This window comes from Streptomyces sp. NPDC028722, assembly GCF_040637655.1.
GTDB lineage: Bacteria > Actinomycetota > Actinomycetes > Streptomycetales > Streptomycetaceae > Streptomyces.
The window spans coordinates 144,081-163,828 of record NZ_JBEZWU010000015.1 but is presented as its reverse complement, the minus strand read 5'-3'; the positions used below and the strand labels follow the sequence as shown (position 1 = coordinate 163,828).

Sequence of the window (19,748 nt, the reverse complement as noted above, 5' to 3'; positions counted from 1 at the left end):
ATGCGGAAGCAGCACGGCGACGACGTCCAGGTGTTCCGGATCACCGGGGCCCGGACGGGACTCGCCGAGGACGTACGGGGCCGGCAGCGGCGGTACGTGATCTCGATGACGATCCGTACCCTCTCGGTGATTCTCGCGGTCTCCCTGTGGAACGTCGAGCGGTACGTGGCCGTCGTCGCGCTCGTGCTCGGCGCGGTCCTCCCCTACATCGCCGTGGTGATCGCCAACGCGGGCCGGGAGAGGCCGCCGTCGCTTCCGTCGACGTTCGTCACCGTGCCCGTGCGGCCGATGATCACGCCGCCGGCGCAGAGCGAGGACGAACCGGCGGAGCCGTCCGGAATGCCCGGTGAACGCCCCGGTCCGGCCTGAGCACGGCGGACGCGGCGGAAGCGGAATGCCGCCACATGTCAAGCTCAAGAAAACCTCAGATCAATCCTGCTGTTCCGGTGCCGGGCGATGGGGTGCGCGTGACATACTGCGTACGCGCTCCGCATCCCCCGTCGGAGCGACAGACCGACGCCGGGCAGCTCCCCCCGTGGCTGCTCGGCGTCGCCTTGTTCCCCCCCGTTTTCGTGAGACGAACCCGTGAGTGACGAGACCCCGATCTGCTCCGCCAAGGGCTGCCGCACCGACGCCGTGTGGGTGCTGGCGTGGAACAACCCCAAGGTCCACACTCCGGATCGCCGCAAGACGTGGCTCGCCTGCGACGAGCACCGCGAACATCTCTCGCAGTTCCTCGGTGTACGGGGGTTCCTCAAGGACGTGGTGACGCTCCCGGAGTGGCAGGCGTCCGAAGACGCCGGGCCGCCGGTGGCGGACTGACGAAGGCCCTTTTGAACCGCTGATCGATCCGCGGGTGCCGGACGTGGCTGCCCGGTTCAGGGGGTGACGTCCCGCGGCGGGGCGGGCGGTGCGCGAACAGTGCCGGGCCCTGGCACCGCGCCGTGATCCGGCCCGATCCGGACGAAAGACCCTAGCCGCCGATCGCGGACATGGGCCGGTCCGGCTGGACGAACGAGGGGTCGTCCAGGCCCGCTCCGGCCTTCTTCCCCCACATCGCCAGGCGCCACACGCGGGCGATCTCCTCGTCCGGCGCGCCCGAACGCAGGGCAGCGCGGAGGTCGGTCTCCTCGGTGGCGAACAGGCAGGTCCGTATCTGGCCGTCGGCGGTGAGGCGGGTGCGGTCGCAGGCCGCGCAGAACGGGCGGGTGACCGAGGCGATCACGCCCACCCGGTGCGGGCCGCCGTCCACCAGCCAGCGCTCCGCCGGTGCCGAGCCGCGCTCCTGGGCGCCCTCGGGGGTGAGGTCGAAGCGGGTGCCCAAGGAGGTGAGGATGTCCCCGGCGGTGACCATGCCCTCGCGTTTCCAGCCGTGCTGGGCGTCCAGGGGCATCTGCTCGATGAAGCGCAGTTCGTAGTCGTGCTCCACCGCCCAGGCGAGCAGGTCCGGGGCCTCGTCGTCGTTCAGGCCCGGCATCAGGACCGAGTTGACCTTGACGGGGGTCAGACCGGCTTCGCGGGCGGCTTCCAGTCCCTCCAGCACGTCCTTGTGGCGGTCGCGGCGGGTGAGGGTCTTGAAGACGTCCGGGCGGAGGGTGTCCAGGGAGACGTTGACCCGGTCCAGGCCCGCCGCCTTCAGCGCGGCAGCGGTGCGCCTGAGGCCGATGCCGTTGGTGGTGAGGGACATCCGGGGGCGCGGGGCGAGGGCCGCGACGCGCTCGACGATGCCGGTCAGGCCCGGGCGCAGCAGCGGCTCGCCTCCGGTGAAGCGGACCTCCTCGATGCCGAGCGTGCGCACCGCGATGTCGATGAGCCGGACGATCTCGTCATCGGTGAGCAGGTCCGGCTTGGCCAGCCACTGGAGGCCCTCCTCGGGCATGCAGTACGTGCAGCGCAGGTTGCACCGGTCGGTCAGTGAGACCCTCAGGTCGGTGGCCACCCGGCCGTAGGTGTCGATGAGCACGTGGGCCCCCTCCCTCTCCGGATCACTCGCTCCGTAGCGGCTGCGTGTCTCCTGTCATCTGCGAGCCTACGTGACCCCAGCGACAACGACAGCGGCCCGATCCCACGAGGTACGGCACGGCCGCGTCGTAGGACCGTACAGTCCCCCGCGACGCGGCCGTCCGTACGAACCCTCAGTGCGCTCCGGTGCCGGTCAGGGACCGCACCTCCAGCTCCGCGTACTTGCCGGCGTCCGGGACCTCCTTCGACAGCAGGGTGCCCACGACGCCGAGCAGGAAGCCGACCGGGATGGAGATGATCCCGGGGTTCTCCAGCGGGAACCAGTGGAAGTCGACGCCGGGGAACATGGAGGACTCCTTGCCGGAGACCACCGGCGAGAACAGCACCAGGCCGACCGCCGTGACCAGGCCGCCGTAGATCGACCACAGGGCGCCCGAGGTGGTGAACCGCTTCCAGAACAGGCTGTAGAGGATGGTCGGCAGGTTGGCGGAGGCGGCGACCGCGAAGGCGAGGGCCACCAGGCCGGCCACGTTCATGTCGCGGGCCAGGGCGCCCAGGAGGATCGAGACGGCACCGATGCCCACGGTCGCGTAGCGGGCCGCGTTGATCTCCTGTTTCTCGGTGGCCCGGCCCTTCCTGATGACGTTCGCGTAGATGTCGTGGGCGAAGGACGAGGACGAGGCCAGGGTCAGGCCCGCGACGACCGCGAGGATGGTGGCGAAGGCGACCGCCGAGATGGTGGCGAGCAGGACGGCTCCCCAGTCGGAGTGGAGGCCGCCCAGGTGCAGCGCCAGGAGGGGGGCCGCGGTGTTGCCCGCCTTGTTGGAGCCGGTGATCTCGTCCGGTGTGATCAGTGCGGCGGCTCCGAAGCCGAGGGCGAGGGTCATCAGGTAGAAGGTGCCGATCAGGCCGATCGCCCAGAAGACCGACTTACGGGCGGCTCTGGCGGTGGGGACCGTGTAGAAGCGGATCAGGATGTGCGGCAGGCCGGCGGTGCCGAGGACCAGGGCGAGGCCGAGCGAGAGGAAGTCCAGCTTGGTGGTGCCGGTGGCGCCGTACTTCAGGCCGGGCTCCAGGAACGCCGAACCCTTGCCGCTGTTGGCGGCGGCCTTCCCCAGCAGGTCCGAGACGTTGAAGTCGAACTTGAGCAGCACCAGGAAGGTCAGCAGGAGGGCCCCCACGATCAGCAGCACCGCCTTGACCATCTGGACCCAGGTGGTGCCCTTCATACCGCCGATGGTGACGTACACGATCATCAGGACGCCGACCAGGGCGACGATGCCGATCTTGCCGCCGTCGCTGGTGATGCCCAGCAGCAGCGAGACGAGGACGCCGGCACCCGCCATCTGGGCCAGCAGGTAGAAGATCGACACGACGATCGTGGAGGTGCCGGCGGCCGTGCGGACGGGGCGCTGGCGCATCCGGTAGGCCAGGACGTCGCCCATCGTGTAGCGGCCGGAGTTGCGCAGCGGCTCGGCGACCAGGAGCAGGGCGACGAGCCAGGCGACGAGGAAGCCGATGGAGTACAGGAAGCCGTCGTAGCCGAACAGGGCGATCGCGCCGGCGATGCCGAGGAAGGACGCGGCGGACATGTAGTCGCCGGAGACGGCCAGTCCGTTCTGGAAGCCGGTGAACTGCCGTCCGCCGGCGTAGAAGTCGGCGGCGTCCTTGGTCTGCCGGCCGGCCCAGACGGTGATGACGAGGGTCGCGGCGACGAACACCGCGAACAGGGTGACGATCAGGGTCCGGTGCTCGCTCGCCTCACCGGCGGCCAGCAGGGTGTGCGATGCCCGGCCAGTGGCCGACAGGGTGTGCTGTGCGGGGCTCATGCGCCGCCCTCCATCCGGGACTTGATGGCCTCGGCCCGCGGGTCCAGCTCGGCGGCGGCGTGTCGCGCGTACCACCAGGCGATGAGGAACGTGGTGAGGAACTGGGCGAGTCCCAGGACGAAAGCCACGTTGATGTTGCCGGCCACCTTGGTGCCCATGAAGCCGCCCGCGTAGTTGGACAGCAGGACGTACAGCAGGTACCAGGTGATGAAGGCGATGGTGAGGGGGAAGGCGAAGGAGCGGTGGGCGCGGCGCAGTTCACCGAACTCCGCGCTCTGCTGCACCTCGGTGAACTCCTCGGTGGAGGGAAGTGGGGTCCCCGGTGTCGCGGGGGGCGGTGTCTCGGTGGCCACGGAGTCTCCTCGGGTGACGGACCTGCGCGTTGTCTGACTCGGCTGTACGGGCGCCAGGTGAGCGGACGTCACGTGGCACCGTGCTTGTCGTGCTCCGGGGAACCGTGATCGGGCCGGTCCCCCTGACCACGGTCACGGCGCCGCGCGCGGAGTGGTTCACGCCGGTTTCGTCCGGCGGCAGCACGCGCGCGCGGGAGTACGCGGATGTGCGGCTTCCGGGCGGCACGCGTCGTGCTCTTCCGGAGACCGGGCGCGGCAGATAGCTTCGGCCTGCACCACCCGTCATGTACCTGCCCAGGCACCACCCGTGCCCCGGGCGGTTCTGCACCCGGATGATGTGGAGATCCCATGGCTCATCTGCGTTCCGGACGCCGGTTCGCGCTCGCCGTGCCGGTTCTCGACGTGCTGCGCGCGGTCGGCTGACCGCCGCCAGGCCGGCGCCTCGCCGCAGTCCCGCACGACCCGCTCGTACCGCGAACGAACTGGAGAGAACCGACCCATGACCGCGTTCACGCCACGCCGCCGTCGCGCCCTCGCCCTCCCGGCCGGGATGGCCCTCGCCACGGCACTCGCGTTCCTGCCCGGCACCACCGCGTCCGCCGCCGGGAGCGCCCCGGTGTCCGCCGCCGACGGGCCCGTACTCAGCTATGTCGTCAACGTCGGCCCGGGGCACGGTGTCGCGCACCGTGTACGGAAGGCGATCGCCGAGGCCGGAGGCTCGGTGGTGATCACCTACGACCGGATCGGCGTGATCGTCGTCCACTCCGCGAACCCCGGGTTCGCCGAGGCCATGCGCACGGTGCGCGGGGTCGACTCGGCGGGTGCCACCCGCAACGCGCCGCTGCCCGCCCAGTCCACCACCGACGTCGGCACGCCGAAGGTGCTCGGCGCCGAGGAGGCCGCCGAGGCGGGCGCCCGGGCGGCCGACGGCCAGGATCCGCTGGAGCCGCTCCAGTGGGACCTGCCGGCCATCAAGGCGGACAAGGCGCACGAGAAGACCCTCGGCAGCCGCGACGTCACGGTCGCCGTCATCGACACGGGCGTCGACGACACCCACCCGGACATCGCGCCCAACTTCGACCGCGAGGCGTCCGCCGACTGCGTGTCGGGCAGGCCGGACACGACGGACGGCGCCTGGCGGCCGAGCGCGTCGGAGAGCCCGCACGGCACGCACGTGGCGGGCGAGATCGCGGCGGCGAAGAACGGCGTGGGCGTCACGGGTGTGGCACCGGGGGTCCGGGTCGCCGGCATCAAGGTCGGCAACCCGGACGGGTATTTCTACACGGAGGCCGTGGTCTGCGGCTTCGTGTGGGCGGCCGAGCACCACGTCGACGTGACCAACAACAGCTATTACACCGACCCGTGGTACTTCAACTGCACCACCGACCCGGACCAGAGGGCGCTCGTGGACGCCGTGACCCGGGCCTCGCGGTACGCGGAGAAGAAGGGCACGGTCAATGTCGCGGCGGCGGGCAACGAGCGCTACGACCTCGCCTCCCACTCGATCACCGACCCGGTCTCCCCCAACGACGGCACGCCCTCCCAGCGGGTGATCGACCCGCACACGTGCTACGACATACCGACCCAGCTGCCGGGTGTCGTGACGGTCGCGGCGACGGGCGCCAAGGGTCTGAAGTCCTCCTTCTCCAACTACGGCCTCGGCGTGATCGACATCGCCGCGCCCGGCGGTGACTCGACGGCCTACCAGGCGCCGCGGCCCCCGGCGACCAGCGGCCTCATCCTGGGCCCGCTGCCCGGCGGCAAGTGGGGCTACATGGCGGGCACGTCCATGGCGACACCGCATGTCGCCGGGGTCGCCGCATTGATCAAGTCAACCCACCCGCACGCCTCCGCGGCCCTCGTCAAGGCACTGCTGTACGCGGAGGCCGACGCGACGCCGTGCACGGACCCGTACGACATCGACGGGGACGGCAAGGTGGACGCGGTGTGCGAGGGGACGAGGAACCACAACGGCTTCTACGGCTGGGGGACGGCGGACGCGCTGGCCGCCGTGACGAGGTAGTTCCCTCGATATATTGATTGAATCAATACTGCATAGTGCAGTCATGACTGCAATCAACTACGCGTGGTCCGCGCTGGGCGGTGACCCCGCCCGGCTCGCACGGCTCACCACCGTCCTACGGGAAGGCGCGCTCCCGGCCCGCCTTCCCGTACGGCAGCTGGCCCGCGCGTGCGTGGGGGCGTGCGCGCTGGCCGCCGCGGAGCTGGCGGCCCGCCGGGCCGGACTCGGCGAGGTGCCGGGCGTCCGGGTCGACGACGGCGCGGTCGCCGCCGCCTTCCAGAGTGAGCGCCTCCTGCGGGTCGACGGACGGGAACCGGCCCTCTTCGCGCCGCTGTCCCGGTTCTGGCGGACGGCCGACGGCTGGGTGCGCACCCACGCCAACTACCCGCACCACCGGGCCCGGCTGCTCGGCGCGCTGGATCTGCCGCACGACGCCCCGGTGGAGAAGGTCGCCGGCCGGCTCGCCGCGCTGTCCGCCCTGGAGGCGGAGGACGCGGTCCGCGGCGCGGGCGGCCTCGCGGTGGCACTGCGTACGCCCGCGCAGTGGCAGGCACAGGAGCAGGCCGCCGAGGTGGCCCGGCGGCCACTGGTCGAGCGCGAACGGCTGGACGCGGCACGCACGCGCGTGCTGCCCCCGCTCGATCCGGCCACCGCTCCCCTGCTGCCCGCCGCCGGACTGCGCGTGCTGGACCTGACCCGGGTCCTGGCGGGCCCGGTCGCCACCCGCACACTCGCGCTGCTCGGCGCGGACGTGCTGCGCGTGGACGCCCCATGGCTGCCCGAACTCCCGGACCAGCACGCCGACACGGGCCTCGGGAAACGATCCGCGACGCTCGACCTGGCGGCCGGCCGGGACACCTTCGAGGATCTGCTCAGCACGGCCGACGTCGTGGTCACCGGGTACCGGCCCGGCGCCCTGGACCGGTTCGGCCTCTCCCCGCGGGAACTGGTCGCGCGGCGCCGCGGCCTGATCGTGGCGCAGGTGTCGGCGTGGGGCGCGTTCGGGCCGTGGGGCGGGCGGCGCGGCTTCGACAGTCTCGTGCAGGCCGCCACCGGCATCGCGGTGACCGAGGGCTCGGCCGGGGAGCCGGGTGCGCTGCCCGCGCAGGCCCTGGACCACGGCACCGGCTATCTGCTGGCGGCGGCCGTGCTGCGGGCGCTGACCGAGCAGTCGTACGAGGGCGGGAGCCGGCTGGTCCGGCTGGCGCTGGCCCGGACCGCCCACTGGCTGACGACCGGCATCGGCCCGGATTCGGCCGAGGGGGTGCCGTACCCGGGCCCGGAGGCCTGGCTGACCAGGACCGACGGTCCTCCGGGCCGACTGCGGCACGCCGGCCCGGCCGTGTCCTTCACGGGCGGGCCCACCGCTTGGGCCCGGCCCCCGGGTCCCTGGGGGGCGGACCCGGCCCGCTGGCTGTGACCTCAAGGGCGGCCCTGGCGCTGCCCGGTCCGCTGTCGTGGTCCCGGTCAGCGGGCGTCCATGCTTTCGGGGCTCGGGGCAGCGGCCCCCTCAGGGTCCGGACCGGTGCCCCTCCTGGCCCCCTTGGAGGTCGGACCCGGCCGCTGGCCGTGGCGCCCCGGGCGGCCCCGCGTTGCCCGGTTCAGCGTTGTGGTCCCGGTCAGCGGGCGTCGGCACCTTCAGGGTCCGCAGGCGCCGTCAGCAGTGGGTGCCGGGCCGTCTCGCGGCGTACGTCCACGGGCCGCTCCGGGGGAGGCTCGTACGGCGGCCCCGGTGGGTGGCCGAGTGCACTTCGGCACGTCGTCGGCTGCTGCGGCGTTCCGCCGGGAGTGCTCTGCCGGCCGGTCCCGCCGCGTGACCGTCACACGCCCGCCGCGCCCAGCAGGCTCCCCGCCGCGTACGTCACGCCCATCGCCAGCACGCCGCCCGTCACGTTGCGCAGCACCGCGCGCCCCGGGTCCGCCGCGCCCAGGCGGGCACTGCTCCAGCCGGTGAAAACGAGCGCGGCCAGCACGCAGGCCACGGTGACCGGGAGCCGCTGACTCGCCGGCGGCAGCACGATGGCCAGCAGCGGCAGCAGGGCGCCCACGGTGAAGGCGAGGAAGCTCGCCCAGGCCGCGTGCCAGGGGTTGGTCAGTTCGTCGGGGTCGATGCCCAGCTCCACGCGCGCGTGGGCCCGCAACGCGTCCCGCGCGGTGAGCTGTCCGGCGGCCTCGCGGGCCACCTGCCGGGACAGGCCACGCGCCTCCAGCAGCTCGGTCAGTTCCTCCAGTTCGGCCTCCGGCTGCTCGCGCAGCTCCCGGCGCTCCACGGCCAGCGCGGCCATCTCCGAGTCGCGCTGGGTGGAGACGGAGACGTACTCACCGGCCGCCATCGACATGGAACCGGCGAGCAGACCGGCCAGTCCGGCGGTCAGCAGGGCGGCCCGGCTCCCGGTCGCCCCGGCCACGCCGACGACCAGGCCCGCGGTCGAGACGATGCCGTCGTTGGCGCCCAGCACGGCAGCCCGGAGCCAGTTCAGCCGGGAGCCGAGCGCGCCGCCGTGGGTCTCGTCGTGGGTGGGTTCGGTCACAGCACGGAGGATGCCACCCCGAGGGTCACGGCAGCCGCACCGACGCTCCTGCCGGTGCCGTCCCACCATGCCGTCGCCGGCGCGGCAGGCCCGGCGGTGTCCGGCGGGGGCCGTCGGAGCCCTGCCCGAGTGGCGGGCATGGCGCTCGGCGGGTCGGGCGCGGTGGCTGGCCGGCCCGCTGCGGCGGTCGCCCCAACCCGGCGGGCCGGTGCAGGAGTTCGCCCGGGTTCGGGCCGACCGGCGCCCGACGCTGAGGGGTTATCCCCCGAGGGGTCATACGGTGCATATCGGCCGAGGCCAGACACGGCCCTCGGGGCGGCGGGCCGATAGGAGGCGGCGGGAGCTCCGGTTACGCGGGTGGGTGAAGGCGTCGCCGGTGTACGGGTGGGTGAAGGCGTCGCCGGTGAGCACGTGTTGCCGGCAACCGGTGCACGGCCGCCCACCGCGCCGTCCGGACCGCCGGCGGTCGGGGGTCCGGCGGTGATGCCGGGGCGCCGCTGTGGGCGCGGACCGAACTCGGCCGGGCGTACCCGGCGTTGCGGCACGCGCGCGCGGGCGACGGGCGAGGCCGTGCGGCCCGGCCGGTACCTGACGGAGGACGCTGTCAGTCGTGGCCCGTATCCTCAGGGACCATGCTCGAAGACCATGCGACCGCAGTGTCCTCCCCCACCCCGTGGCCGGCCGCGTATCCGCGGGGATACGCGGTCGTTGACGTGGAGACCACCGGTCTGGCCCGCGACGACCGCATCATCTCCGCGGCCGTGTACCGGCTGGACGGGCGCGGCGAGGTCGAGGACCACTGGTACACGTTGGTCAACCCGGAGCGCGATCCGGGGCCGGTGTGGATACACGGTCTGACGAGTGACGTACTGGAGAGCGCGCCGCTGTTCGGGGACATCGCCGAGGAGTTCGCCGCCCGCCTGGACGGCCGGGTCCTCGTGGCGCACAACGCCGTCTTCGACTGGCAGATGATCGCCCGCGAGTACGCGCGCGTGCGGCGCGAGGCGCCGGTGCGGCAGCGGCTGTGCACCATCGCGCTCTCCAAGGAGCTGGGCCTGCCGCTGCCCAACCACAAGCTGGAGTCGCTGGCGGCGCACTTCGGGGTGGTGCAGCAGCGGGCGCACCACGCGCTGGACGACGCGCGCGTGCTGGCGGAGGCGTTCCGGCCCAGCCTGCGGGCCGCGGCGGTGGGCGGCGTACGGCTGCCGCTGCTGGAGTGCCGGCCGCTGACCGAGTGGTCGGACCGGTCCGTGCCCCGGCAGGCGTCGGGCGGCTACGGCGGCTACCCGTCCGGCAGTTGGCGCCCCTCCCGTAAACGTCCCGTATGCCCGCATCCCAACCCGGGTCGCTACGAGGAGGGCAAACGCCTCAAACAGGGCATGCGGGTAGCCTTTTCGGGTGACACGTCCACCGAGCGTGAACTGCTGGAGGACCGGGCCGTGGAGGCCGGACTGCACGTCGCCACCAGCATCTCCCGGCTGACCAGCCTGCTGGTGACCAACGACCCCGACTCGGGCACCTCGAAGACGGTCAAGGCCCGGCAGTACGGCACGCCGGTCGTGGACGAGGCCGCGTTCGGGCAGCTGCTCGGCGACGTCGAGCCCGCCGACGGGTGAACCGGGCGGCGGGTCCGCCGGTGAACCCTCGCCCCGGCGGGTCACCGTACGAACGGGTGATTGCCACACGACTCACCCGGCGCCCGCTCGCCCACGGATCGGCGACGGCTCACCCTGTGGCCCATGGCGACATGTGAAGTCTGCGGCAATGACTACGGAATGACCTTCGAGGTGCACGCGCAGGGCGCGGTGCACGTCTTCGACTGCTTCTCCTGCGCGATCCACCGCATGGCCCCGATCTGCGAGCACTGCCGCGTGCAGATCATCGGCCAGGGCGTCGAGGTCGACGGGCACTGGTTCTGCGGCGCGCACTGCGCCCGCGCCGAGGGAAACGCGGGCATCGTCGACCGGGTGTGACCCGGTACCCGCCTGATTGCACCCCGCGGCCCGGAGGTACCGTCGTGGGGTGCACCGCTACCGCTTCCTGTTGTCCCGCCAGTGGGTGATCCTCACCCTCGTCGCGATCGCGCTGATCCCGACGATGATCAAGCTGGGTTTCTGGCAGCAGCACCGGTACCAGGAGCGCACCGCCCGTAACGACCTGGTCTCCGCCGCGCTGCACGCCGAACCGGTCCCGGTGGAGCGGCTCACGTCTCCCGGGCACGCCGTGACCCGCACGGAGAAGTACCGCACGGTCACCGCCACCGGCACCTTCGACACCGCCAGGCAGGTCGTGGTCCGGCGCCGCACCAGCGCCGACGGCGAGGTCGGCTTCCACGTCCTGACCCCCCTGGTGCTCACGGACGGCAAGGTGCTGCTCGTCAACCGCGGCTGGATCCCCGCGAACGGCGTGCAGACCGTATTCCCGAAGATTCCCGCCCCGCCGGCCGGCCGGACCACGATCACCGGACGGCTGAAGGCCGACGAGACGACCGCGGCGAGCGGCATCAAGAACGTCGAGGGCCTCCCCGACCGGCAGATCATGCTGATCAACAGCGCGGAGGAGGCGCACCGCCTGGGCGCGCGGGTACTCGGCGGCTACGTCGAGCAGACCGCGCCCGCGGCGAAGGGCGGCTCCCCCGAGCAGATCTCCGACCCGGGCAGCGAGGACGCCCCGCTGAACTACGCGTACATGATCCAGTGGTGGCTGTTCGCGGCGGCCGTACCGGTCGGCTGGTGGTTCCTGGTCCGGCGTGAGATCCGCGACCGGGAGGAGGCCGCGGCCGAGCGGAAGCCGGAGGAGAGCGAGCCGGCCACGGTCTGAGGCGGACACCGCATAGGTCTGAGACGGGCCCACCGGGGCGCCGTCGGCTCGGGGAAGTCTCACCCCGGCGGCGCACCCCCTGGTTGGCCCCCAGGTCCACCGGGAAACCGCATCCCGTGAACGCGCGCATCGAGGACTACGCCCTCATCGGCGACGAGCAGAGCGCGGCCCTGATCGGGCGGGACGGCTCGGTCGACTGGCTGTGTCTGCCCCGTTTCGACTCCGGCGCCTGCTTCGCCCGGCTGCTGGGCGACGAGAACCACGGCCACTGGCGGATCGCCCCCGAGGGGGCGGACGTCTGCACCCGCCGCGCCTACCGGTCCGACACCCTCGTCCTCGACACCGAGTGGGAGACCGCCGACGGCACGGTACGGGTCACCGACCTGATGCCACAGCGCCAGCGCGCGCCCGACGTCGTACGGATCGTGGAGGGCCTCGGCGGCCGGGTCACCGTCCGCAGCACGCTCCGCCTCCGCTTCGACTACGGCTCGGTCATGCCGTGGATGCGGCGCGTGGACGGCCATCGGGTGGCCGTCGCGGGCCCGGACTCCGTCTGGCTGCGCACCGAGCCGGCCGTGGACGCCTGGGGCGAGGACCACGCCACCCACGCGCGGTTCACCGTCGAGGAGGGCGAACGGATCGCGTTCGTGCTCACCTGGCACCCCTCGCACGAGAAGCGCCCGCCGCTCATCGACCCGTACGAGGCGCTGGAGCACAGCGTCACCGACTGGCGGCGGTGGGCGCGGCGGTGCCGGTACGACGGCCCCCACCGGGACGCGGTCGTCCGCTCCCTGATCACCCTCAAGGCCCTCACCTACGCCCCGACCGGCGGGATCGTCGCCGCGCCGACCACGTCACTGCCCGAGCAGCCGGGCGGTGTGCGCAACTGGGACTACCGCTACTGCTGGCTGCGCGACTCCACCCTCACCCTCGGCGCGCTGCTCGACGCGGGCTACCAAGAGGAGGCCGAGGCGTGGCGGGACTGGCTGCTGCGCGCGGTCGCCGGCGACCCGGCCGACCTCCAGATCATGTACGGCGTCGCGGGCGAGCGGCGGGTGCCGGAGACGGACCTGCCGTGGCTGCCCGGCTTCGCCGGCTCCTCCCCCGTGCGGACCGGCAACGGCGCCGTCGACCAGCTCCAGCTGGACGTGTACGGCGAGGTGATGGACTCCCTGTCGCTGGCCCGCGGCTCGGGCCTGCGCACGAAACCGCACATGTGGGCCATGCAGCGTGCGCTGATGGAGTATCTGGAGTCGGCGTGGCGGCAGCCGGACGAGGGCCTGTGGGAGGTGCGCGGCGGCCGGCGCCAGTTCGTGCACTCCAAGGTGATGGTGTGGGTGGCCTTCGACCGGGCCGTGCGGACTATGGAGCGGCACCCGGAGCTGCGCGGCGACCTGGCGGGCTGGCGCGGCCTGCGCGACGAGGTCCACCGGGAGGTGTGCGAGAAGGGCTTCGACCGGGAGCGGAACACCTTCACCCAGTAGTACGGCTCCCGCGGACTCGACGCCGCGCTGCTGCTCATCCCCCGCGTCGGATTCCTGCCGCCGGACGACCCGCGGGTCGTCGGCACGGTCGACGCGATCCGCGGCGACCTCGGGCACGGCGGCTTCCTGCGCCGCTACGACACCGAGGAGGCGGGCTCGGAGATCGACGGGCTGCCCGGTGCCGAGGGCGCCTTCGTGGCCTGCTCGTTCTGGCTCGCCGACGCGCTGCACCGGACCGGCCGGACGAAGGAGGCGCGGGAGCTGTTCGACCGGCTGGTGGGCCTGTGCAACGACGTGGGACTGCTGGCCGAGGAGTACGACCCGGTGGACGGCCGCCAGCTGGGCAACTACCCGCAGGCGTTCAGTCACGTCGGCCTGGTCAACACCGCCCTCACCCTGTTCGGGGGTGACGAGGCAGGATAGGGGCCATGGATCTTGGACTGAAGGACCGGGTGTACGTCGTCACCGGAGCCACGCGCGGGCTGGGCAACGCCGCCGCGCGGGAACTCGTCGCCGACGGGGCGAAGGTGGTCATCACCGGCCGGGACGAGCAGCGGGTCGCCGACGCCGCCGCCGCGCTGGGCCCGAACGCGGTGGGCGTGGCCGTGGACAACGCCGACCCGGACACCGCCGAACGGCTGATCGCCGCCGCGCGTGAGCACTTCGGCGGTTTTCACGGGGTGCTGGTGAGCGTGGGCGGGCCGGCGCCGGGGTTCGTCGCCGACAACACCGACGAGCAGTGGCGCGACGCGTTCGAGTCGGTGTTCCTCGGCGCGGTCCGCATCGCCCGCGCGGCGGCGGCCGAGCTGGCGGCGGGCGGAGTCATCGGGTTCGTGCTGTCGGGGTCGGTGTACGAGCCCATCCCGGGGCTGACCATCTCCAACGGGCTGCGGCCCGGGCTCGCCGGGTTCGCCAAGTCGCTCGCGGACGAACTGGGGCCGCGGGGGATCCGGGTGGTGGGGGTGCTGCCGTCGCGGATCGACACGGACCGCGTACGCGAGCTGGACGCCCTGTCCGCGGACCCCGAGGCCACCCGGAGGGCGAACGAGTCACGCATCCCGCTGCGCCGTTACGGCACGCCGGAGGAGTTCGGCAGGGTGGCCGCGTTCCTGCTGTCCCCGGCCGCGTCCTACCTGACCGGCCTCATGGTGCCCGTGGACGGGGGCATGATGCACGGTTTCTAGCCGACCGATGGCGGCGGCCCGCCGGACCACCCCGCCGGACCAGGGCCGCGGCCCGGCGGACCGGGCGGGCCCGTACAGGAGCTGTCCGCGGACCGGGGGGCCTACGGCAGCCGACGGCGGACCGGGCGGCCGTACGGGCGGAGCCGCCGGCGGACCGGGCGCCGTCCGGCAGCCGGGCGGCAGGCCGTGCGGTGCCGGTGGCGGTGGTGCGACCGGCACGCGCGCGTGAGGTTATTCGCCGAGGCCGGCCAGGTCCCGCAGGCGGCGGGTCTGTGCGGCGCGCTCGGCGGCGCGCTGGGTGTCGTAGTCCCGGCCCTGCGCGCCCCGTACCAGCGCCTTGGTCTCCACCACGGCGTCCCGGGGCGCGGCCAGCACCGCCGCGGCCAGGTCGCGCACCGCCGCGTCGAGTTCCGCCGCGGGCACGGCGAGGTTGGCCAGGCCGCTCGTCACCGCCTCCTCGGCCCCGACGAACCGTCCGGTCACGCAGATCTCGAGCGCGCGGCCGTATCCGACGAGGCTCACCAGCGGGTGGGTGCCGGTCAGGTCGGGGACGAGTCCGAGGCTGGTCTCACGCATGGCGAACTGCACGTCGTCGGCGACGACCCGGAGGTCGCAGCCGAGCGCGAGCTGGAAGCCGGCGCCGATGGCATGGCCCTGGACGGCCGCGATGGACACGATGTCGTTCCGCCGCCACCAGGTGAACGCCTCCTGGTACTCGGCGATGGTGGCGTCGAGCCCGGCGTCGTCACGGTGCGCGAGTTCCATGAAGGACGGCTCGCCCGGGATTCCCTCCGGGGTGAACATCTGCCGGTCCAGCCCGGCGGAGAAGGACTTGCCCTCGCCGCGCAGCACGACGACCCGGACGGAGCCCGGCAGCTGCTGACCGACCTCGGCGAGCGCCCGCCACAGAGCCGGGCTCTGGGCGTTGCGCTTGGCCGCATTGGTCAGCGTCACCGTGGCGAGCGCGTCGTCGACGGTGAGCCGTACGCCGTCCTTGTCGAGTACAGGAGTGAGGTCCTGGTCGGGCGAAGCCATGGGGCGCCTCCGATGGGTGCGGTCAGCAGAGCAGAGCTAAGTGACTGCACAGTAACCACCCGGTCGGTCAGTCCGCCGACCGGGTGGCCACCATCGAAGCCGATGGGCCGCCCGACGTCAGGACGTTGCGGCCTTCTTGCCCCGGGTCGCTCCGCCGCGTCCACGCAGCGTGACGCCCGATTCACTGAGCATCCGGTGCACGAAGCCATACGAGCGGCCGGTCTCCTCGGCCAGCGCCCGGATGCTCGCACCGGAGTCGTACTTCTTCTTCAGGTCTGCCGCGAGCTTGTCGCGCGCGGCGCCGGTCACCCGGCTGCCCTTCTTCAGAGTCTCGGCCACCCGTGCCTCCTCATGGGAAGTGCGCTCTGGTTCTCCTCATGATCACCCCTTCCGGGCCTGATGGCCACCCATTCGGCAAGGTCCGTGCGACATCGTTGTGACGACAGGAGTCGGTCCCCACAATCGGAATCGGACATTCCATGCAGTGGCGTCCGTGGGTCCGAACGGGTGGATTCGCGAAGCAGCAGGTCAGAGACGCGAACGGCCGATCCCCCGACTGCCGGGGGATCGGCCGGAAAATCCGTGTACGACACACCTCGATACGAGGAGATCTCACACAGATGGTGGATCACGGATCGGCCGAATGATCCATACTCAGTGGATCAGGCTTTCGATCACGCCAGGGCGACGAGGTCCGCGTAGTCGGAACCCCACAGATCCTCGACGCCGTCCGGGAGCAGGATGATCCGCTCCGGCTGGAGCGCCTCGACGGCGCCCTCGTCGTGGGTGACCAGGACGACCGCGCCCTTGTAGGTGCGCAGGGCGCCGAGGATCTCCTCCCGGCTGGCCGGGTCGAGGTTGTTGGTCGGCTCGTCCAGGAGCAGCACGTTCGCCGAGGAGACGACGAGCGTGGCGAGGGCCAGCCGGGTCTTCTCACCGCCGGAGAGGACACCGGCGGGCTTGTCGACGTCGTCGCCGGAGAACAGGAACGAGCCGAGCACCTTGCGGACCTCGACCAGGTCCATGTCGGGGGCGGCCGAGCGCATGTTCTCCAGGACCGTGCGGTCGGGGTCCAGGGTCTCGTGCTCCTGCGCGTAGTAGCCGAGCTTGAGGCCGTGGCCGGGGACGACCTGGCCGGTGTCGGGCCGCTCCACGCCCCCGAGCAGACGCAGCAGCGTCGTCTTGCCGGCGCCGTTGAGGCCGAGGATGACGACCCGGGAGCCCCGGTCGATGGCCAGGTCGACGTCGGTGAAGATCTCCAGCGAGCCGTACGACTTCGACAGACCCTCGGCCATCAGCGGGGTCCTGCCGCAGGGCGAGGGGTCGGGGAAGCGCAGCTTGGCGACCTTGTCGGACTGGCGGACCGCCTCCAGGCCGGACAGCAGCTTGTCCGCGCGGCGGGCCATGTTCTGCGCGGCGACCGTCTTGGTGGCCTTGGCGCGCATCTTGTCGGCCTGCGTGTGCAGCGCGGCGGCCTTCTTCTCGGCGTTGGCGCGCTCACGCTTGCGGCGCTTCTCGTCGGCCTCGCGCTGCTGCTGGTAGAGCTTCCAGCCCATGTTGTAGACGTCGATCTGGGAGCGGTTGGCGTCCAGGTAGAACACCTTGTTGACGACCGTCTCGACCAGGTCGACGTCGTGGGAGATCACGATGAAGCCGCCGCGGTAGGTCTTCAGGTAGTCGCGCAGCCAGACGATCGAGTCCGCGTCGAGGTGGTTGGTCGGCTCGTCGAGCAGCAGGGTGTCCGCGTCCGAGAACAGGATCCGGGCCAGCTCGATACGGCGGCGCTGACCGCCGGAGAGGGTGTGCAGCGGCTGGCCGAGCACCCGGTCGGGCAGGTTCAGCGCGGCGGCGATGGTGGCGGCCTCGGCCTCGGCGGAGTACCCGCCCTTGGTGAGGAACTCGGTCTCCTGGCGCTCGTACTGCCTGAGGGCCTTCTCGCGGGTGGCGCCCTGGCCGTTGGCGATGCGCTGCTCGTTGTCGCGCATCTTGCGGATCAGTACGTCGAGGCCGCGCGCGGACAGGACGCGGTCGCGGGCGAGGACGTCCAGGTCACCGGTGCGGGGGTCCTGCGGCAGGTAGCCGACCTCGCCGGAGCGGGTGATCGTGCCGCCGGCGGGGACACCCTCACCGGCCAGGCACTTGGTGAGGGTGGTCTTGCCGGCGCCGTTGCGGCCGACGAGACCGATGCGGTCGCCCTTGGCGACACGGAAGCTGGCGTTCTCGAGGAGGACGCGCGCACCGGCGCGCAGCTCGATACCGGAGGCGGAGATCACGGACAGACTCCAGGGCGTACGGAATTGACGGGTGGGCGGCTGCGGACGTTCCCGCCGTCTAATGCGCGAGGAGAATGGCCATGGGCCAAGTCTAACGGGGCCGGGCAAGCGGTTTTCTTCTCCGTCCGCCCGTGCGGCCCCGGCGTGGGAGGCCGTCGCCGGGCGGGGTGCGGCCGGGGTGATCCGGCCGCGGTCGTCCAGGGCGACGACGTGCCCGGTCCAGGCGGTGTGCGCGCGCGGCCGGCCGAGCAGCAGGGCCGCGCCCCGCCGTACGGCCGGGGTGTTGTCGGTGGCGCCTGTCACACTCGCAGGCACCGGAAGCGATGCGCGAAGGAGTGGTCGGCATGGCGGGCACGGGTGGCGCACGGCCGGGCATCTGCCCCACGCTGCTGTACGCGGACGCGAAGGCGGCGATCAGACAGCTGACGGAGGCCCTCGGCTTCACCGAGCTGTCGGTGTACGAGACGGCGGACGGCACGGTGCAGCACGCCGAACTGGTCCAGGGCAACGGCGCGGTGATGATCGGCTCCCGAGGCCGCGGCGGCGTCTTCGACACGGCGCTGAGAGACGGCGGACCCGCCGGGGTGTACGTCGTGGTGGACGATGTGGACGCCCACCACGAGCGGGCCGTGGCGCACGGCGTGGAGATCCTGATGCCGCCGACGGACCAGGAGTACGGCTCGCGGGACTACCTGGCGCGGGACGGCGAGGGCAACGTCTGGAGCTTCGGCACGTACGCCCCCGAGATCGGCGTCTGACCCGGTCCCGCGCCGCTCACCGGCCGGTGTGCACCTGGAACGCGGCCCGGCGCACGGCCTTGGCGAGGGCCGGGTCGGGGTGGGCGGCGGCGAGCGCGACCAGGACCTGCACGGTGCGGGGGTGGCCGACGGCGCGGACCTCGTCGAGCAGCTGGGGGACGGTGGGCTGCACAGCGGACTCCAGATGCCGGACCAGCATCGGCGCCTCGCCGTGGTCGGCGACGGCGGCGGCGGTGTCCACCCACAGCCAGGTGGCCTCCTCGCGGGTGAGGACCTCGTGGGCGTCCTCGGGGTCGACGCCGTCGTGCTCGGCGAGCCACAGCAGGGCGTACGGCCGCAGGGCGGGCTCGTCCACGACGGCCCGCACCACGGGCTCGGCGGGGGCGCCGACGACGCGCAGCGCCTCGAAGGCCAGGCCGCGCAGCAGGGCGTCGTCGCCGCGGGCGGCGTGGATCAGCTCGGTGACGGCGCTGCCGACGGGGCGGGCGGCGAGCCAGGCGCGGTACTCGGCGCGGGCCGCGTTGGGGCGGAGCTGGGCGCAGCCGCGGAGCATGTCCTCGGCCGACTGCTCGATGTTGCCGGCGGGGCTCTGCGCGGCCACGCAGATCTGCTCCAGCTTGACCCACACCGCCCAGCTGCCCAGCGGGGTGAGGGTGGCCTGGCCTGCGCCGTAGGTGAGGGCGCCGACGGAGGCGAGGGCCCGCAGCGCCCAGTCGAGGAGCGGGGCGAGGGGGGCGTCGGCGGGGGCCGGTTCCGCCGGGGCGGGGGATCCGGCGGGGCGGCCGGTGCCGGGCTCGTAGGAGACCTCGCAGCGTTCGGTGCGCAGTTCGGTGACCCGCTGCTGGAGCAGGTCGAGCAACTGCTCGACCGGGACCGGACCGGCGGACAGCTGGAGGAGGGAGAGCACCTGGGGCATGGCCGAGACGACCTCGGCGACGGCGGCGGGCTCGTGCGCGTCGGGTTCCGGGCAGGCGAGGGACCAGGCGTCGAAGAGGGCGACCCAGCCGCGCAGGACGGCGCTGTCGTCGCGGTCCCACGCGCGCAGCCGCCAGCCGGGGCGCGCGTCGTCGCCGTGCACCTCGATGAGCCCGGCGAGGCGGGCGGTGTCCCAGTGGGCGCGGATCTGAGCGGGGCTCAGTCCCAGGTCGGCGGCTGCGCGTTCCGCGGTGGCCTCGGAGAGGGTGGCCTTGCCGTCGGCGGTGGCGCCGTCCCGGCCGGGTCCGAGGGCGGCGTCCGCCCAGCGGGCCACGCGGACCGCGCCGGCCAGGCCGGTGCGGGCCATTCCGGCCAGTTCGGCGGGTGCGGGCGTGCCCTCCGGCGGCCGGGGTGCGGCGCGGCGCGGGCGCCGCTGGTTCACAGCTCTGGGGGCGGCGGCCAGGGGTCGTGGTCGGACGAGGCGGAGCCTGGAGTCGCGCGGGATACGGGACGTCACGGGTGCAGTCTTCCGGTTGATGGTCCGAAAACCCAAACGGAATGTCACGGGGGGCGACGGGGGT

The 19,748-nt window shown here is 72.8% G+C and carries 17 protein-coding genes and 1 pseudogene; 10 read left to right on the top strand and 8 right to left on the bottom strand.

Going from position 1 to position 19,748, the window contains the following annotated elements; all coding sequences use genetic code 11:
• Positions 1-369, top strand: a complete 369-nt coding sequence (locus tag AB0F03_RS23185; RefSeq protein WP_361995082.1) for a DUF3099 domain-containing protein — start codon at positions 1-3, stop codon at positions 367-369.
• A gap of 216 nt (positions 370-585) precedes the next feature.
• On the top strand, positions 586-822 hold the full coding sequence (locus tag AB0F03_RS23180) for a hypothetical protein (RefSeq protein ID WP_361995081.1): 237 nt from the start codon (positions 586-588) through the stop codon (positions 820-822).
• 151 nt (positions 823-973) lie between these two features.
• Here AB0F03_RS23180 and moaA read toward each other — a convergent pair whose 3' ends face one another.
• From moaA to AB0F03_RS23165, 3 genes are all read right to left on the bottom strand, one after another.
• A complete protein-coding gene (gene moaA, locus AB0F03_RS23175; protein WP_361995079.1) occupies positions 974-1,963 on the bottom strand; it encodes a GTP 3',8-cyclase MoaA in 990 nt (329 codons plus the stop codon).
• A gap of 172 nt (positions 1,964-2,135) precedes the next feature.
• Complete coding sequence (locus AB0F03_RS23170) at positions 2,136-3,791, bottom strand: cation acetate symporter (RefSeq protein WP_361995077.1); 1,656 nt, start codon at positions 3,789-3,791, stop codon at positions 2,136-2,138.
• Complete coding sequence (locus tag AB0F03_RS23165; RefSeq protein ID WP_361995075.1) at positions 3,788-4,144, bottom strand: DUF485 domain-containing protein; 357 nt, start codon at positions 4,142-4,144, stop codon at positions 3,788-3,790. The genes AB0F03_RS23170 and AB0F03_RS23165 overlap by 4 nt, the downstream gene beginning before the upstream one ends.
• A 499-nt stretch (positions 4,145-4,643) precedes the next feature.
• Here AB0F03_RS23165 and AB0F03_RS23160 point away from each other — a divergent pair, with 499 nt between their 5' ends.
• Positions 4,644-6,167 (top strand): S8 family serine peptidase, encoded by a 1,524-nt coding sequence (locus tag AB0F03_RS23160; protein ID WP_361995073.1) that lies wholly within the window; start codon positions 4,644-4,646, stop codon positions 6,165-6,167.
• A gap of 43 nt (positions 6,168-6,210) precedes the next feature.
• On the top strand, positions 6,211-7,587 hold the full coding sequence (locus AB0F03_RS23155) for a CoA transferase (protein WP_361995071.1): 1,377 nt from the start codon (positions 6,211-6,213) through the stop codon (positions 7,585-7,587).
• 400 nt (positions 7,588-7,987) lie between these two features.
• On the opposite strand, the gene AB0F03_RS23150 is transcribed toward AB0F03_RS23155, so the two are convergent.
• Entirely contained in the window at positions 7,988-8,698 is a 711-nt protein-coding gene (locus AB0F03_RS23150; RefSeq protein WP_361995070.1) for a VIT family protein, read from the bottom strand.
• Positions 8,699-9,330: 632 nt separating this feature from the next.
• On the opposite strand from AB0F03_RS23150, the gene AB0F03_RS23145 reads away from it, so the two are divergent.
• The 5 genes and pseudogenes from AB0F03_RS23145 (at position 9,331) to AB0F03_RS23125 (ending at position 14,186) form a co-directional block, all read left to right on the top strand.
• Complete coding sequence (locus AB0F03_RS23145) at positions 9,331-10,314, top strand: DEDDh family exonuclease (RefSeq protein ID WP_361995069.1); 984 nt, start codon at positions 9,331-9,333, stop codon at positions 10,312-10,314.
• Positions 10,315-10,437: 123 nt separating this feature from the next.
• Positions 10,438-10,671: a hypothetical protein gene (locus tag AB0F03_RS23140; protein ID WP_361995067.1), complete on the top strand. Its 234-nt coding sequence runs from the start codon at positions 10,438-10,440 to the stop codon at positions 10,669-10,671.
• Between the two features lie 49 nt (positions 10,672-10,720).
• Positions 10,721-11,518: an SURF1 family protein gene (locus AB0F03_RS23135; protein WP_361995065.1), complete on the top strand. Its 798-nt coding sequence runs from the start codon at positions 10,721-10,723 to the stop codon at positions 11,516-11,518.
• Positions 11,519-11,634: 116 nt separating this feature from the next.
• Positions 11,635-13,425: pseudogene (locus AB0F03_RS23130) on the top strand (glycoside hydrolase family 15 protein).
• 5 nt (positions 13,426-13,430) lie between these two features.
• Positions 13,431-14,186, top strand: coding sequence for an SDR family oxidoreductase (locus AB0F03_RS23125; protein WP_361995063.1), 756 nt, complete (start codon positions 13,431-13,433; stop codon positions 14,184-14,186).
• A 231-nt stretch (positions 14,187-14,417) separates the two neighbouring features.
• Here AB0F03_RS23125 and AB0F03_RS23120 read toward each other — a convergent pair whose 3' ends face one another.
• The 3 genes from AB0F03_RS23120 to AB0F03_RS23110 form a co-directional block, all read right to left on the bottom strand.
• A complete protein-coding gene (locus AB0F03_RS23120) occupies positions 14,418-15,221 on the bottom strand; it encodes an enoyl-CoA hydratase/isomerase family protein (RefSeq protein WP_361995061.1) in 804 nt (267 codons plus the stop codon).
• A 117-nt stretch (positions 15,222-15,338) separates the two neighbouring features.
• On the bottom strand, positions 15,339-15,560 hold the full coding sequence (locus tag AB0F03_RS23115) for a helix-turn-helix domain-containing protein (protein WP_010355597.1): 222 nt from the start codon (positions 15,558-15,560) through the stop codon (positions 15,339-15,341).
• Between the two features lie 335 nt (positions 15,561-15,895).
• A complete protein-coding gene (locus AB0F03_RS23110; protein WP_361995059.1) occupies positions 15,896-17,494 on the bottom strand; it encodes an ABC-F family ATP-binding cassette domain-containing protein in 1,599 nt (532 codons plus the stop codon).
• Between the two features lie 344 nt (positions 17,495-17,838).
• Here AB0F03_RS23110 and AB0F03_RS23105 point away from each other — a divergent pair, with 344 nt between their 5' ends.
• Positions 17,839-18,252 (top strand): VOC family protein, encoded by a 414-nt coding sequence (locus AB0F03_RS23105; protein WP_361995057.1) that lies wholly within the window; start codon positions 17,839-17,841, stop codon positions 18,250-18,252.
• Between the two features lie 16 nt (positions 18,253-18,268).
• On the opposite strand, the gene AB0F03_RS23100 is transcribed toward AB0F03_RS23105, so the two are convergent.
• Complete coding sequence (locus AB0F03_RS23100; RefSeq protein WP_361995055.1) at positions 18,269-19,684, bottom strand: hypothetical protein; 1,416 nt, start codon at positions 19,682-19,684, stop codon at positions 18,269-18,271.
• Positions 19,685-19,748: the final 64 nt, after the last annotated feature.

Bases quoted from the DNA above. Each gene is read 5' to 3' on its own strand.
- AB0F03_RS23185 (WP_361995082.1), top strand. From the start codon at position 1: ATGCGGAAGCAGCACGGCGACGACGTCCAGGTGTTCCGGATCACCGGG.
- AB0F03_RS23170 (WP_361995077.1), bottom strand. From the start codon at position 3,791: ATGAGCCCCGCACAGCACACCCTGTCGGCCACTGGCCGGGCATCGCAC.
- AB0F03_RS23160 (WP_361995073.1), top strand. From the start codon at position 4,644: ATGACCGCGTTCACGCCACGCCGCCGTCGCGCCCTCGCCCTCCCGGCC.
- AB0F03_RS23155 (WP_361995071.1), top strand. From the start codon at position 6,211: ATGACTGCAATCAACTACGCGTGGTCCGCGCTGGGCGGTGACCCCGCC.
- AB0F03_RS23145 (WP_361995069.1), top strand. From the start codon at position 9,331: ATGCTCGAAGACCATGCGACCGCAGTGTCCTCCCCCACCCCGTGGCCG.
- AB0F03_RS23140 (WP_361995067.1), top strand. From the start codon at position 10,438: ATGGCGACATGTGAAGTCTGCGGCAATGACTACGGAATGACCTTCGAG.
- AB0F03_RS23125 (WP_361995063.1), top strand. From the start codon at position 13,431: ATGGATCTTGGACTGAAGGACCGGGTGTACGTCGTCACCGGAGCCACG.
- AB0F03_RS23120 (WP_361995061.1), bottom strand. From the start codon at position 15,221: ATGGCTTCGCCCGACCAGGACCTCACTCCTGTACTCGACAAGGACGGC.
- AB0F03_RS23105 (WP_361995057.1), top strand. From the start codon at position 17,839: ATGGCGGGCACGGGTGGCGCACGGCCGGGCATCTGCCCCACGCTGCTG.